This window comes from Streptomyces sp. NRRL S-37 (genome assembly GCF_000721605.1).
Lineage (GTDB): Bacteria > Actinomycetota > Actinomycetes > Streptomycetales > Streptomycetaceae > Streptomyces.
The window spans coordinates 65,650-80,079 of record NZ_JOIZ01000018.1 but is presented as its reverse complement, the minus strand read 5'-3'; the positions used below and the strand labels follow the sequence as shown (position 1 = coordinate 80,079).

At 73.3% G+C, this 14,430-nt stretch carries 14 protein-coding genes; 6 read left to right on the top strand and 8 right to left on the bottom strand.

Annotated features, from left to right (window positions below; translation table 11 throughout):
- Positions 1–20 precede the first annotated feature (20 nt).
- The 3 genes from IH50_RS0125545 to IH50_RS0125535 are packed head-to-tail and all read right to left on the bottom strand — an operon-like array spanning position 21 to position 1,820.
- Entirely contained in the window at positions 21–458 is a 438-nt protein-coding gene (locus IH50_RS0125545; RefSeq protein ID WP_030866795.1) for a Fur family transcriptional regulator, read from the bottom strand.
- The gene (locus tag IH50_RS0125540) at positions 455–1,108 is read right to left on the bottom strand and encodes a DUF488 family protein (protein ID WP_078914095.1); all 654 of its coding nucleotides are present in this window, start codon (positions 1,106–1,108) and stop codon (positions 455–457) included. The genes IH50_RS0125545 and IH50_RS0125540 overlap by 4 nt, the downstream gene beginning before the upstream one ends.
- 22 nt (positions 1,109–1,130) lie before the next feature.
- Complete coding sequence (locus IH50_RS0125535) at positions 1,131–1,820, bottom strand: helix-turn-helix transcriptional regulator (RefSeq protein WP_030866790.1); 690 nt, start codon at positions 1,818–1,820, stop codon at positions 1,131–1,133.
- Positions 1,821–1,907: 87 nt separating this feature from the next.
- Here IH50_RS0125535 and IH50_RS0125530 point away from each other — a divergent pair, with 87 nt between their 5' ends.
- Positions 1,908–2,360, top strand: a complete 453-nt coding sequence (locus IH50_RS0125530) for a hypothetical protein (protein ID WP_030866788.1) — start codon at positions 1,908–1,910, stop codon at positions 2,358–2,360.
- Here IH50_RS0125530 and IH50_RS0125525 read toward each other — a convergent pair.
- Both IH50_RS0125525 and IH50_RS0125520 read right to left on the bottom strand, forming a co-directional pair.
- Positions 2,354–3,235, bottom strand: a complete 882-nt coding sequence (locus tag IH50_RS0125525) for a YegS/Rv2252/BmrU family lipid kinase (RefSeq protein WP_030866785.1) — start codon at positions 3,233–3,235, stop codon at positions 2,354–2,356. The genes IH50_RS0125530 and IH50_RS0125525 overlap by 7 nt on opposite strands.
- Positions 3,236–3,289: 54 nt before the next feature.
- The gene (locus IH50_RS0125520) at positions 3,290–4,906 is read right to left on the bottom strand and encodes an FAD-binding oxidoreductase (protein WP_030866782.1); all 1,617 of its coding nucleotides are present in this window, start codon (positions 4,904–4,906) and stop codon (positions 3,290–3,292) included.
- An 82-nt stretch (positions 4,907–4,988) separates the two neighbouring features.
- Here IH50_RS0125520 and IH50_RS0125515 point away from each other — a divergent pair, with 82 nt between their 5' ends.
- Positions 4,989–5,597 (top strand): TetR/AcrR family transcriptional regulator, encoded by a 609-nt coding sequence (locus IH50_RS0125515; protein ID WP_078914094.1) that lies wholly within the window; start codon positions 4,989–4,991, stop codon positions 5,595–5,597.
- A complete protein-coding gene (locus tag IH50_RS0125510) occupies positions 5,594–7,171 on the top strand; it encodes a glycerol-3-phosphate dehydrogenase/oxidase (RefSeq protein ID WP_030866776.1) in 1,578 nt (525 codons plus the stop codon). Before IH50_RS0125515 ends, IH50_RS0125510 begins: the two co-directional genes overlap by 4 nt.
- An 8-nt stretch (positions 7,172–7,179) precedes the next feature.
- Here IH50_RS0125510 and IH50_RS0125505 read toward each other — a convergent pair whose 3' ends face one another.
- Positions 7,180–9,231 (bottom strand): discoidin domain-containing protein, encoded by a 2,052-nt coding sequence (locus IH50_RS0125505; protein WP_030866774.1) that lies wholly within the window; start codon positions 9,229–9,231, stop codon positions 7,180–7,182.
- A 174-nt stretch (positions 9,232–9,405) separates the two neighbouring features.
- A complete protein-coding gene (locus IH50_RS0125500; protein ID WP_030866771.1) occupies positions 9,406–9,756 on the bottom strand; it encodes a hypothetical protein in 351 nt (116 codons plus the stop codon).
- A gap of 132 nt (positions 9,757–9,888) precedes the next feature.
- Here IH50_RS0125500 and IH50_RS0125495 point away from each other — a divergent pair, with 132 nt between their 5' ends.
- The 3 genes from IH50_RS0125495 to IH50_RS0125485 all read left to right on the top strand — a co-directional run bounded on the left by IH50_RS0125495 (position 9,889) and on the right by IH50_RS0125485 (position 13,474).
- The gene (locus IH50_RS0125495) at positions 9,889–10,719 is read left to right on the top strand and encodes a PP2C family protein-serine/threonine phosphatase (RefSeq protein ID WP_030866768.1); all 831 of its coding nucleotides are present in this window, start codon (positions 9,889–9,891) and stop codon (positions 10,717–10,719) included.
- A gap of 51 nt (positions 10,720–10,770) precedes the next feature.
- Positions 10,771–11,775 carry an MASE1 domain-containing protein gene (locus IH50_RS0125490; RefSeq protein WP_037872881.1) on the top strand — a complete coding sequence of 335 codons (1,005 nt, stop codon included), beginning with the start codon at positions 10,771–10,773 and terminating at the stop codon, positions 11,773–11,775.
- Between the two features lie 232 nt (positions 11,776–12,007).
- Positions 12,008–13,474: a hypothetical protein gene (locus tag IH50_RS0125485; RefSeq protein ID WP_051767453.1), complete on the top strand. Its 1,467-nt coding sequence runs from the start codon at positions 12,008–12,010 to the stop codon at positions 13,472–13,474.
- A 22-nt stretch (positions 13,475–13,496) separates the two neighbouring features.
- On the opposite strand, the gene IH50_RS0125480 is transcribed toward IH50_RS0125485, so the two are convergent.
- Entirely contained in the window at positions 13,497–14,375 is an 879-nt protein-coding gene (locus IH50_RS0125480; RefSeq protein ID WP_030866761.1) for a L,D-transpeptidase family protein, read from the bottom strand.
- Between the last annotated feature and the right edge of the window lie 55 nt (positions 14,376–14,430).

The following is a 14,430-nucleotide window of genomic DNA, read 5'->3' as shown; positions in this document are numbered from 1 at the left end:
GGCGAAGAGCTTCGCGCAGTTCAGGTACTGCGGGAGGTGGAACAGTCGGGGCACAGGCCCCAGAAGACGACCTCGGCCTCGTCGATCACGAAACCGTGACCGCCGGACGCGGTCAGACAGGGCGCGTCACCGACCGCGCAGTCGACGTCGGCGACGGCACCGCAGGAACGGCACACCACGTGGTGGTGATTGTCCCCGACCCGGCCCTCGTAGCGGGCCGGGCTGCCGGCCGGCTCGACACGGCGCACGAGCCCCGCCCCGGTGAGCGCGTTCAGCGCCTCGTACACCGCCTGCAGGGAGACGTGCCCCGTGCGCCGGCGCACTTCGGAGGCGATCGCCTCGACTCCGAGGTGGCCGCCCTGGCGGACGGTTTCGAGGAGGGCGACGCGGGCCGCCGTCGCACGGAGCCCCGCACCGCGGAGCTCCTCGGCTGCGGTCGACGGCCGGGATGCGGTCATGCGCCGAACCTATAGGCCCAGACACGAATAATTCCAGAGAACGAACCGGTCCAGTCTTGGGGCGTGTCCGGTAACTGCGGGTGGCTCCCGGGTTGCGTGAGCCGTCTACGCCGACGCGGCGGCGTGTCGTCGTAGACGAGCAGCCCGTCGGCGCGCAGGCGTGCGCCCGGCGTGGGGCTGTGCCACGTGTGGCGTCCGTCGTGCATCAGGTGACGCACCGGCACCTGGCGGGCGAGAAGGGCGAAGTCGGCGACGATCCGCCGGTGGCACCGCCACCACACGGATTCGCCGCACATCACCGCGGTCGGCTCGCGGGCGGCCTGATCCAGCAGGGTGTCCATCGCGGTGACGAACTCGGGGGTGCGGGTGTGGGCGGCGTAGCCGCGGAAGGAGGCGTTGCGCCAGACGGTGTCGGGCGAGTCGGGCGGGAGCTTGCGGAAGCCGCCCAGGTCCCGTTCCCAGCGGTAGGCGATGCCGGCCTCGGGGAGCCATGCGGCCAGCCGGGTCCGTGCCAGGTCGGGGTCGCGACGGCTGCCGGGGCCGATCCGCACGTCCACGACGGCGGAGATCCCCGCGTCGCGCAGCAGTGCGGTCAGTGCTTCCCGGTCCGCGGTGCCGTGGCCGAAGGTCGACAACTCGCGCGGGGTCATGGGGCTCCTCCTGGCGGCCGGGTCAGGCGGCGGGCTCCAGGCGGACGCAGCACCGGCCCGGTTCCGGCGCCAGACGGGCCTCGAACCCCGTTTCACCGAGCCCTTCGAGGACTCCGCGCATCAGGTGCAGGTTCATGCCGCACACCGTCTGCGTGTGCGCGCGGGCCAGCGCGTGGAAGGGACAGTTGCCCAGGACGACGGACCCGCCGTCGTGACGCGGCTCGAAGCCGTATCGTTCCAGTACACGGAGGACCTCCCTCCCGTCGCCGTCCGTCCCCAGCCGTACACCCAGTTCCCGCGCCCTGCGGTGCAGTACGTCGCGCACGGGTTCCCCGCCGGCGGCGGATTCCTCCACGGCCTGGGCGAGCAGCCGGCCGGCGAGTTCGTAGCGCCGGTCCGGGAGGCTGACGGCGATCTGCGCGGCCGAGCGGCGGTAGAGCTTGGCCGGGCGGCCCGCGCCCGGACCGCTGCGTCCGCTGCGCCGGACGTGGAGCACGTCGAGCAGGTGCTCCGCGGCCAGCCGGTCCAGGTGGAAGGCCGCGGTCTGCCGGGCCAGTCCGAGCGCCTCGGCCGCCTCGTCCCGGCCGACCGGGTGGCGCCGGCCCACCACGTAGTCGTAGAGCCGCCGACGGGTGGGCTCATCGAGAGCGGCGATGGCCGAGATCGCCGCGATGTCCCTGTCGCGTACTTCTTCCGTGTCATCCACGAACACCAGTGTAAAAGCAACAGCCATTGACTAAAGAGAGGATCGGCGCTTCTATCGTTAATGAGACTTGTCTTTAGAAGAAGGGTGCAGGCCATGGCCTCCACAACCACGAGCGGCACGTCGGTCACGCCTCGGCGGGCCGCCCTCACCGACCCCGGCTACCAGGCGTTCGTCATCCTGCGCACCGGCTTCACCGTGGCGCCGGTCCTGTTCGGACTGGACAAGTTCGCGAACCTCCTCGTCGACTGGCCCGCCTACCTCGCGCCGTGGATCGACGACATCGTCCCGGGCAGCGCGCAGGCGGCGATGTACGCGGTGGGAGTGATCGAGATCGTGGCCGGCGTCGTCGTGGGCATCGCGCCGCGCTTCGGGGGCTGGCTGGTCGCCGGCTGGCTCGCGGGGATCATCGTCAACCTGCTGACGCTGTCCGGTTACTACGACGTCGCGCTGCGCGACTTCGGGCTGCTGCTGGGCGCGGTGGCGCTCGCGCGGCTGGCCCAGCGGTACCACCGCACCGGTCCGACGGCGGCCGGTGGCGGTCAGTAGAGGACGCGCAGGGCTCCGGGCAGCACCCCGACCGTGACGGGGAGGACCGCGTCGACCTCCCCGTCGGTGCCGTAGGGAACGTCGCGGTCGGCCTCGATGCGGATCTCACTGCCCCGCAGGATCCGCACCTGGGGCCGGCGCACGTGGGTGCCGGTCCTGAGCTCGTTCATCAGGGCGAAGAACAGCCTCCGGGGCGCCTCCTCGATCATCACGACGTCCAGCAGACCGTCGTCCACGCGGGCGTCCGGCGCGATGACGCGGCCCGAGCCGTAGTAGCCGGAGTTGGCGGCCACCACCGTGTAGCCGGTGTGCGGGTGCTCCTCGCCGTCGACGGTGACCCGGTAGCGGGCGGGCCGCCAGGCGGTGACGGCCCGCAGGCCACCCGCGTAGTAGGACGCGGAGCCCTTGAGCAGCCGGGACCGGTTGGCGTGGCGGTTGGCGAGCGCGTCCACCCCGGCGTAGACGCTGCCGAGGACGACGGTGCGGTCGTGGACGGCCGAGGTGACCTCGACCGTGTCGACCCGCCGCGGCTCGGCGCGGAGCAGGACGCGGGCCAGGGCCGCCGGGTCCCGGGGCACTCCCAGCGCGCGGGCGAAGTCGTTGCCCCGGCCGGCCGGGACCAGGCCGAGGGTCGCGCCGGTCCCGCTGAGCGCACCGCCGATCCCGCCCGCGATGCCGTCCCCGCCGACGGCGAGGACGATCCGCCCCTCCCGCCCGGCCTCGCGGGCCAGTGCGCGGGCGTGGGCGAGGCTGCGGCTGTACTCGGTCCGCAGGTCGGCGCCCTCCTCGCGGAGGTGCCGGGCCAGGGCGAGCAGGGCCGCCGCCGCGGTGGCCGCGCCCGCGGTGGGGTTGACGACGGCGGTGAACTGGCGCATCGGGGTGCCTCCGGGCGGGCCGACGGGACGGGGAAGGGCGGTCAGGGGTGCGGGTCAGTCGGCGGTCAGGGGTGCGGGTCGGTCGGCGGGCAGCAGGACGCCGGGGTTGAGCAGCCCCGCCGGGTCCAGTCGCCGCTTCACGGCACGCAGGGCGTCGATGCCGAGCGGGCCCGCCTCGCGGACGTACCAGTCCCGGTGGTCGGTGCCCACCCCGTGGTGGTGGCTGATCGTGCCGCCGGCGGCGAGGATCGCCTCGCCCGCGGCGTGCTTGGCGCGGGTCCAGTGCGCCACGGGGTCCTCGCTCCGGGCGCAGACCACGGTGAAGTAGAGCGAGGCGCCGTTCTCGTAGACGTGGGAGATGTGGCACATGACCAGCGGTGGGGTGCCGGCCCCGGTGAGGGTGGCGGTGAGCGCCTCGCGGACGGAGGCGTACAGCCCGGGGAGACGGGACCAGAAGGCCGCCGTCTCCAGTGTCTCCGCGAAGGCCCCGGCGTCCAGGAGCGCGTCGCGCAGGTACGGTGCCGAGTAGCGGCCGTGCGCCCAGCGCCGGCCCGGCTCCTCGCCCAGGGGGCTGCCGCCGCACGCGCGCAGGACGGCCCCGGCGCGCTCCCTGCGGTACTCCGTGTCCTCCTCCGTGCCTTCGTACCCCGCGATCGCCGCGCAGCCGGTGGCCCGTGGTGCGCCGGAGCCGATCGCGTCCGGGTCCGCCAGACCGATCAGCGTCTCGGTCTCGTCGGACAGGCGCAGCACGGTGGGCCGCGGTCCGTCCTGGGCGAGCCGGCGCAGGGCGGTGGTCCCCTGCTCGAACGTGGGGAAGTGCCAGCCCTCGTGGACGCGGGCCCGCGGGACGGGCCGGACGCGTACGGTCACGGAGGTGATGACGCCGAACGCGCCCTCCGAGCCGAGGACGAGCTGGCGCAGGTCGGGTCCCGCGGCCGAGCGCGGGGCGCGGCCGGTGTCGAGGGTGCCCTCGGGGGTGGCGAGGGTGAGGGAGAGCACCATCTCGTCGAAGCGGCCGTAGCCGGCGGACGCCTGGCCGCTGGAGCGGGTGGCGGCGAAGCCGCCGATGGTGGCCCACTCGTAGGACTGGGGGAAGTGGCCGAGGGTGAAGCCGTGTCCGGCGAGCAGTTCCTCGGCCCGCGGGGCACGGAGGCCGGGCCCCAGGGTGGCGGTGCGGGAGACCGGGTCGAGGGCGAGCAGGCCGTCCATGCGCCGCAGGTCCAGGGCGACGAAGGCGCCGCGCGGTTCGGGGGCGAGGCCGCCGACGACGGAGGTGCCGCCGCCGAACGGCACCAGCGGCAGGCCGTGTTCGGCGCACACCCGCAGGACGGCGAGGACCTCGTCGTGGCCGCCGGGCAGGAGTACGGCGGCCGGGACGGCGGCGAGGTCGCCCTCGCGGATGCGCAGCAGGTCGGGGGTGGACTTGCCGCGGGTGTGCCGGATGCGCGTGTCGGCGTCGGTGCGGACGTGGGCCTCGCCGCCCAGGGCCGCGATCAGGGCGCGGCGTGCGGCCGGTGCCAGTGGGCTCTCGGGGACGGCCAGGTCCTCGATGGCCACGGGTCCGGTCTCGCTCGGCTTCACACCGAGCAGATCGCGCAACAGCCCGGTCACCGTGTCGGGCAGCGGCCTCGCCTCGGCCGGGTCCCCCCAGCCGCTCCACAGCATGTCCATGACTGTCGTCCTCACCGGTTGGTCGGAATGAGCGGGGCCGTCGAGGTCGCCCGATGGCCGCCATGGCGTTACACTGTGACACATGACGCCTATTCGTCACAACGGTTCCGGCGGTCCGGACAACGACGCGGTGCTCGACGCGGTGCGGGACTGCGTCCTGGCCGTCGGGGTCCGCCGCACCACGCTCACCGACGTGGCCCGCCGCGCCGGGGTCTCCCGGATGACGCTGTACCGGCGGTGGCCCGATGTGCGGTCGCTGGTCGGCGACCTGATGACCCGGGAGTGGATCGCGGTGGCCACCGGGGCGATCCCGGAGCGCGAGCCCGGTGTGCCCACGCGTGAGGTGATCACCGAGGGGCTGGTGGCGGCGGTCCGCGCCTTCGGTGCCCATCCGCTCTTCCGGAAAATCCTCGACGTGGACCCCGAGCTGCTCCTGCCCTATGTGCTGGACCGTCGCGGGGCGAGTCAGGAGGCCCTGCTGGAACTGCTGGCCGGCTACCTGCGCGAGGGGCACGCCGACGGCTCGGTGCGCGCCGCCCACCCCGGACGGCAGGCGCGGTCGGTGCTGCTGATCGTGCAGTCCTTCACCCTGTCCCTGCGGACCATGACCGACGAGGACGACCCCGAGCTCGCCCCCGAGGCGTTCCTCGGCGAGCTGCGCGACATCCTGGAGAGGACCCTCACGCCATGAACTCCGCCGGGGGCCCCGCCTCCGCCTCCTCCCTGTCCGCCGGCCGGCGCGCGCGTGAACTGGCCGGCTCCGTCGGCGGCCCCGTCGTCGACGTGCTGGTCGTCGGCCTCGGCGCCACGGGCGCCGGGGCGGCGCTGGACGCCGCGGCGCGCGGGCTGGACGTGGTCGCCGTCGACGCCCACGACCTGGCCTTCGGCACGTCCCGGTTCAGCAGCAAGCTCATCCACGGCGGGCTGCGCTACCTCGCCTCCGGACGGCTCGGCGTCGCCCGCGAGAGCGCGGTCGAACGCGGGGTGCTGATGGAGCGCACCGCGCCCCACCTCGTAGCGGCCCAGCCGTTCGTGCTGCCCCTCACGCCGCTGGTCTCGCGCGGTCAGGCCGCCCTGGCACGGGCCGGGTTCAGGGCCGGCGACACACTGCGCCTGGCCGCCCGCACGGCACGGGCCACCCTGCCCCCGCCGCGCCGGCTCTCCGCGGTGGAGACCCTTCACCTCGCGCCCGCGCTGCGGCGCGACGGTCTGCGCGGCGGCCTGCTGTCCTGGGACGGCCGGCTCACCGACGACGCCCGTCTGGTGACCGCCCTCGCCCGTACGGCCGCGGGGCGCGGGGCGCGGATCCTGACCCGGGTCCGGGCCCTGGAGCTGACCTCGACGGGCGCCCGCGTCCGTGACGAACTCACCGGCGAGGAGGGCGGGATCCGCGCCCGCGCGGTGATCAACGCGTCCGGTGTCTGGGCGGGCGGACTCGTCGACGGCGTCCGGATACGGCCCTCCCGGGGCACCCACCTCGTCCTGCGCCCCGAGAGCCTCGGCCCCCTGACCGCGGGGCTGCACATCCCGGTCCCCGGGGAGAGCGACCGCTTCGTCCTCGTGCTGCCCCAGGACGACGGCCGGGTCTACGTCGGTCTCACCGACGAACCCGTGGACGGCGACATCCCCGACGTCCCCGGGGCGCCCGAGACGGACATCGGCTTCCTCCTCGACGTCCTGTGCTCCGTCCTGCACGCGCCGGTCCGCCGTGCCGACGTGGCCGGCGCCTTCGCCGGACTGCGCCCGCTGCTGGACACGGCGGCACACTCCGGTACGGCGCCGAGGACCGCCGACCTCTCACGGCGCCACGCGGTGCTCACCTCGTCCGAGGGCGTCGTCACCGTCGTCGGCGGCAAGCTCACCACGTACCGGCGGATGGCCGAGGACGCCGTCGACACCGCCGTCCGCGTCCGGGGACTGCGGGCCGGCCCGTCTCCCACCGCGTCCCTGCCCCTGGTGGGCGCCGCGCCGCCGCACGTCCTCGCCCGGCTGCCCGCGCCCCGCCGTCTCGTCCGGCGCTACGGCACCGAGGCACCGGCCGTGCACGCGCTCGGCGCGCGGGACGCCCGGCTGGGCGAGCCGGTGCTGCCCGGGTATCCGGTCACCGGCGCCGAACTGCTCTGGTCCCTGCGCCACGAGGGGGCGCTCGACGAGGAGGACGTGCTCGACCGCCGTACCCGCATCGGGCTGGTCCCCGCCGACCGGGCCACGGCGCTCGACGCGGTGCGCGAGATCGTCGACGGGGCTCTGTCACAGGGTGGTTGAGCTTCGCGTCAGCGGCCGTGGACACCGACCTCGCGGATCGAGTACCCCCACTCGGTCCCCCGGTCCAGGAACCGCACACGCAGGTGGCGGGCCGGCGCGGGGGTGAACACGGCCGTATCCAGGCCGCCGTCGCCGGAGGTGGTGGACCAGACGGTGCGCCAGTTCGTGCCGTCGGTGGAGAGGTCGACGCGGTACGACGTGCCGTACGCGCGTTCCCAGTCCAGGGTGACGCGCCCGACCTGGTGGGTGGTGCCGAGGTCGACGCGGAGCCACTGGTCGTCGCTCCAGTCGCTGGCCCAGCGGGTGCCCCGGTCGCCGTCCACGGCCCGGCCGGGCGCGTAGCTGGTGAACGGGTTCCACTCCGCCGAACTGGCCGTGGCCGTCGCGCCGTCGGCGAGGTTCACCCCGGCCCGGTGCCGTTCGGAGGCGCCCCAGGTGCCGAGGTAGGACTCGGCGCCCCTGAAGAGGTCGTCCACCACGTGCTGCCCGCCGACGCGCCGGATGTCCTCGATCCAGTCGGGGACGAGGCCGTAGTGCGCGGCTCCGTCGGTGTTCAGGTCCCAGGTGCGTTCGCCGGTGGTCTGGCGGTCGAGGACGGAGCCGCCGTCGACGCTGCGGAAGGGGTAGGTGACGGGGTTCGGGGCGTCCGCGCCGCGCGGGGCCGGCCAGCCGCCGACGCCGTTCATGTCCGTGCCGTAGCCGTAGCCCACGCCGTACTCGTCGCGCAGCGCCTCGGTGCGGTCCGCCTCGTCGACGAATCCCTCCGAGCCGTGCATGTACTGGGCGACGAACCCGCCGAGGCCGTAGACCCGCTCGGTCCAGTCCAGGTCCATCCAGCTGTGCGACGAGATCACGCCAGGGTAGGACGCGGCCTCGAAGATGTCGAGCACCCGCCCGGTCGCCTTGACGCTCATGTGGTCGATCTCGAGCATCATGTTGCGTTCCATCATGCCGCGCACGGCGTACTCGCCGAGTTCGGTGAGCCCGCGGACGTTGCACCGCGCGTCCTCGTCGTACGACGGGACCTCGACGCCCGCGGGGAGCTTCTCCTCGGCCCGGGGCGCGGACGCCAGACCGATGGGGTTGTCGTGCTGGGGGCCGGCGCACGTCTCGGTCCGCCAGAAGGTGCCGGTGGACAGGAACTGCCCGACGTTGATCGCGGTGCCGAGCGCGCCCTCGTCGAAGCGCACGCCGCACAGCGCGTTGTCGAACTTGTGGCACAGGAACATGCTGCGCACACCGAGCGCGTACAGCTCGTCCAGTCCGGCGTCGATGTCGGCCCGGTCGCACTGCGCGATGTCCAGGACCTGCTTGCACCCGAAGGGTTCGGAGGTCTCGACGCCGAGGACGACCGCGAGCTTGCCCTGCGCGATGACGTCGCGGGCCTGCGCGCTGTCGGTGACGATCCGGAACCAGCCCTTGCCCGGCCCGCCGTACATCCCGTCGACGTAGGCCTGCATGTCGTACGTCAGCTTCGCCTGGAGACGGATGGAGGTCATCTCGTCGCAGCCGCGGTCCTTGAAGAAGTACACGGAGCAGATCACGCCGTTGGTGACGAGGTCGTTGACCATGACGCGCTGTCCGCCGCGCCAGGCGCGTTCGATCCAGGCGTAGTAGTTCTGCTGGTGGGTCAGGGAGTCGTGCGCGGGCCAGTCCTCGAAGGTGGGCCAGCCGACCGGGTCGTGCTTGCCGTCGCCGCCGCCCGTGATGAAGTCGAAGACCGCCAGCGAGCCGTCGGGGTAGTGCTCGGGGCAGTCCTTGAGCGCGTCGGCGATCCCCTTCGCGGAGAAGGGCCTGCCGCAGATGAGCCGGCCGCCGAACGCCTCGTTGGCCATGACGTGGTTGTGCGCGTCGACGAACCCGCGTACCTCACCCGCGGCGTTCGTGCCCTTGAACGGCTCCCCGGTGACGCCGATCCCGGAGTCGGGCGCGGGCCGGGCGACCGGATCCCACCAGTCGCCGGCGGCGGCGGAACTGGACGTGGGCACGAGGGCCGCGGCCAGCACGAGGAGGAGCAGCGATACGACCCCGAGGTGTCGTCGGGTGCGGTACGTGGTCATGACGCACGTCCCTCCGTCGCGGAGTTGTCATGGCCGGTGCAAAGCCATGGGGGGAGAATCGCTACTGGCGCGTACGGCGTCAAGTGCCCGCGCGTCACCCGTCCGCTCCGGACCCTCGCGAGAATCCGCGGACCGCGGCGTCACCCCGTGGCTCCCGCCCCCTTCGCCCCGGGACTACCCCTTGCCGCCCGTCTCGTAGTGCAGGGAGATGGAGCGCAGGACGTCGGCGGAGGAGACGTCGGTGCGGCCCTCGTCGTGGATCTCGGCGAGCTGGACGAAGGCGAAGGTGAGCGCGGAGGTGATCTGCACGATGGCGGGGCCCAGCTTCTCGGTGACGATCTCCGCCACCTCGCGCGCGCTCGCGTCGGCCGGCAGCTGGATCCGCGGCAGCATCTCCTCCAGGAGCTGGGCGACGGCTCCGCTCCCCGACACGTCGGCGTCCGGGTCCGCGCGGAGCCGTCGCCGCATCTCGAGGGCCTCGGTCAGGATCCCCACACCCCGCTGCATGATCTCCCGCTGCTCCATGGGCACAGCCTAGACATGGACTGGCCCGGCCGAACCGCTTCTGACTATCATCCTTTACATATATGAATGAGAGTTTTGTCCATCGAGGGCGGCCACCGCGCGTACGGGTGCCCTCGCCCGAGTGAGTGATCCATGTCCCGCACCGGCTCCACGGACGACGGCGACGAGCTTCTGGTCAGGCTCGGGACGCTGACGGCACAGGCGCGTGCGCTGGCGGAGGTGCAGCGCTCCCGGGTGGAACTGGCCATCGCCCTGCAGCGCGGCATGCTGCCGAGGGGGCTGCCGGTCGCCGACGGTGTGCGGCTGGCCGTGCGGTACTCACCGGCGTACCAGGGTCTCAATGTCGGCGGTGACTGGTACGACGCCTTCACCATGCCCGACGGCCGGATCGGTCTGTCGATCGGCGACGTCCAGGGGCACAACATCGAGGCGGCCGCCTTCATGGGGCAGGTCCGGGTCGGGCTCCGGGCGCTCGCCTCCGTCGACAGCGAACCGGGCGAGCTCCTCGCCCGGACCAACGAACTGCTGCTGTCCCTCAGCTCGGACCTCTTCGCCACCTGCACCTTCATGCGGCTCGATCCGGTCACCCGGCTGCTGGAGAGCGCACGGGCCGGGCATCTGCCGTGCGTGTGGGCCACCGCGGACGGCCGGTCCGGTGTGACCGAGGACGAGGGAGGCCCCCCGCTGGGGATCCTGTCCAAGGCGGCCTATCCCGTCACCCGGTACCGGCTGGACACGGGCGGGGTGTTCGTGATGCTCACCGACGGGGTGGTGGAGGGACCCTCCATGCATCTCGACGAAGGGCTGGACCAGGTGGTGCGGCTGGCGGGCATCGCCGCGGTCGCGCGCATGGACACGGACGCGCTCGCCGCCGCCGTGATCAAGCAGGCGCAGCGGGTGGGGCACGACGACGACGCGGCCGTCATGGTGCTCGGGCACGACGGACCGGCCACTGCGCCATAGGGGCGCAGGCCCGTGCGTCTCGCCTCGCCGACGCGGCGGCCTCGGTGTCTGATGGCGTGTGTGGTGGCTCGCCAGGACCTTCGCACACCGGCTGTCTTCGTGCTCGAGACGCTGGTCGTCGCCGCCTGCTACTACGCGGGGGGACGGCTGGGGCTGCTGCGCGAGCTCCACATCGGCGGTGCGGTGGTCTCACCCATCTGGTCGCCGACGGGAGTGGCCGTCGCCTGTCTGCTGATCTTCGGGCTGCGCTGCTGGGTGGGCATCGCGCTCGGCGCCCTGCTGATCCTCATGCACCTCACCTCGCTGCGACTGTCCTCGCTGGGCGTCCTCGTCGGCAGCACCGCCGCGCCGGTGTGCGGATACCTCCTGCTCCGCAGGGTGGGCTTCCGCAGCGATCTCACCCGATTACGGGACTGTCTTTGTCTGGTGTTCCTCGGCGCCTTCCCGGCGATGCTGATCAGCGCGACCGCCGGCGCCGCTCTTCTCGTGGCCACGGGCGACCTCCCGCTGCGGAACCTCTGGGTGGTGTGGCTGGCGTGGTGGGTGGGTGACGCGATGGGCGTCCTGCTCGTCACCCCGGTACTGCTCACGCTGTACCGGGTGCGTGCGCCGGTGCGCTGGTCGAGGTGGAAGGAGGCGGTGGGGCTGGCGGTGATCGCGGGCGTCCTCGTCCCGCTGGCGACGCGCAGCCCGGCCAGTCTGCTGTTCAGCATCTACCCGCTGCTGGTCTGGGCGGCCCTGCGGTTCCAGCTCGCGGGCAGCATGATGTGCGCCCTGTTCGCGTCCGTCATGGCCACCATCGCGGCGACCGATCACATCGGACCGTTCGAACAGCTGACCGAGGTGGAGGTTCTGGTCAACCTTCAGGCGTTCAACGGGGCGTTGGCGCTGACCGCGCTGTTGCTGTCGGCGGTGATCACCGAGCAGCACAACACGCGGCGCTCCGTGGAGCGGGCCTGTCAGGAGCTGGTCGAGGTGCTGGAGCATCTGACGGCGGGGGAAGCGGCGACCCGGCCCCCGCGGGACGAGGACGGCCGACCGCGGGACGAGGGCTGACTTTTCCTCGCCCCCGCCGCCCCTTCCCCTTCCCGTCCCCGGGGGCGCTGCCCCCGGACCCCCGCTCCTCAAACGCCGGAGAGGCTACATCTCAGCCTCTCCGGCGTTTGAGGAGCGGGGTCTGGGACGGAGCCCCAGGTTCGGGACGGGAAGGGGCGGCGGGGGCGAACACTATGAACGTAAACACCGGCTCCATGGCCCTCCCGGACCGGGGTTCCTAGCATCCTGGCCCATGCGCAACAGATCACGTCATGTCACCCGCGTTCCCCGACCGCCCCGTTCCCGCCGAGGCCGCCGACGGGCGGTGGGCCCGGTCCTCGCCGTCGCCGCCCTCGGCGCACTCGTCCAGGCACCGGCCGCCCAGGCCGAGAGCACCGGCCCGGCCCCCGTCACCTGCCCCGCCGGCCTGGCGGAGAAGGCCACCTGCTACACCGGCCGGGACACGAACGGCGCGTACTACGCGATCGCGGTCCCCGAGCACTGGAACAGGAAACTCGTCGTCCACGCCCACGGCGGCCCCGATCTGGGCGACGGGTCCGACCCCGAGCGCGGTGTCGAGGACCTGGAGCGCTGGCAGGTCATGGTGGACCAGGGCTACGCCTGGGCCGGTTCGTCGTACCGCCGGGGCGGTTACGGCACACGGATGGCCGCGACCGACACCGAGAACCTCCGCCGCCTGTTCACCGAGGAGTTCGGCCGGCCGCGGCGGACGTACCTCCACGGCCAGTCCTGGGGCGGCAACGTGGCCGCCAAGACCATCGAGATGTACGGCGGCGCGAACGGCCCCTACGACGGCGCGCTGCTCACCAACGGCGTCCTCGGCGGCGGCTCACGGGGCTACGACTACCGGGTCGACCTGCGCGTCGTCTACCAGTACTACTGCCAGAACCTGCCGCGGCCGAGCGAGCCGCAGTACCCGCTGTGGCAGGGCCTGCGCCCCACGTCGACGCTGACGACGGCCGGGCTGCGCGCCCGGCTGCAGGAGTGCACCGGATACGCGTCCCCGCCCGAGGAACGCACCGCGCTCCAGCAGCGCAACCTGGACGACATCCTCGCCGTCACGAAGATCCCCGAGCGCACCCTGGAGTCGCATCTGCGGTTCTCGGTCTTCACGTTCCGGGACATCGTGCACAAGCGGCTGGGTGACCGCAACCCGTTCACCAACGAGGGCGTGCGGTACTCCGGTTCGCACGACGACGCGGCGCTCAACGCGGGCGTGGAACGGTTCACCGCCGATCCGACGGCCGAGCGCGACCTGTCCTACGACAGCGACCTCACCGGCAAGGTGAAAATCCCGGTGCTCACCCTGCACGCCGTCGACGACCCCACCGCGTTCGTCGAGCACGAGGCGGCCTACCGTGACACGCTCGCCGGCGCCCACCGGGACCGGCACCTGGTGCAGACGTTCACCGACGAGCACGAGCACAGCGCGCTGAGCACGTCCGAGTACGCCAACTCCATCGCCGCCCTGGACCGCTGGGTACGCACCGGTGACCGGCCGACACCGCGGTCGGTCGCCGCGTCCTGCGCCGCGTTCGACCGTACGTATGACACCGGGTGCTTCTACGAGCCGGAGTACCGGCCGTCGTCGTACGCCTCGCGTGTCGAACCGCGCCCGGGCGGTACGGCGTGGCCGGCCATGACAGCCGCGCGGGAGAAGGCGTGGAGCCGCGTCGAAGGGGTCGGCATCGCGCCCTGACCCGCGCGGCCGGGCGGGCCGCTCACCGGCTCAGCGAGGCGGCGTCGCCCATGACGATCACCGGGTGCCGGTCCGGGTCGAGGGTGCGCAGGAGTTCCTCCATGTGGCGCTCCGAGAGGCTGACGCAGCCCTGGGTGGGCCCCTGGTGGTCGACGTGCAGCCAGATGCCGCCGCCCCGGTCGGCACCGAGCGGACGGGCCGGGTCCAGCGGGGACGTGCCCGGCTCGCGGTTGTAGTCGATGGCGATGACGTAGTCGAAAGAGCCTTCCAGCGGCTCGCCCTCGAAGCCGGTGCCGTCGACCGCGAACCCCTCCGACCGGTCGTACGGCAGCTCGGTGCCGGGATCGGGCAGCAGCCCTCCGGCGTCGGTGAGGGTGAACACGCCGATGGGTGAGCGGAGGTCGCCCGCCCAGTGGACGTCGGTCCAGCCCTTGAGGGCGTTGTGCGCGGGCCATGCCGGGCCGCCCTCCCATCCGGAGCCGGTGTGCTGGTACAGCACGACCTCCGAACGGTTGGCGTCCTTGCCGCGGCCGGTGACGACGACCACCTGGCGGGCGGTCGCGGGGATCCACGCCCGGGTCCGGGGGCCGAGGCCGGGGATCCGGGCGGGCGGCCGTGTCCGCGCCGCGGCGCCGGGCCGGCCCTGGGCGGGGCCGGCGGAGCCCGGCGTGGCGTCGGCGGTGCCGGGCGCGGTGCGGGCCGTGCCCGGTGCGCCGCCCTCCGGTGCGGTGGCCGCCGGGGTGCCCCGCGCCGTGGTCCCGGTGTCCGCCCCGCATCCGCTCAGAACCGCCAGCACGGCGAGGGCGACGGCCGCCGGCACCGCCCGGCCGCGCACACGGACGAGGGCACGGTACGGAGCACGGTGACGCGGACCGGGCGGGCAGTCGATCGATGAAGCCATGTCCTCAGCCTGACTTCGACTTCCCGGAATCGCGTCAGCTCCCCGCGCGAGTCCG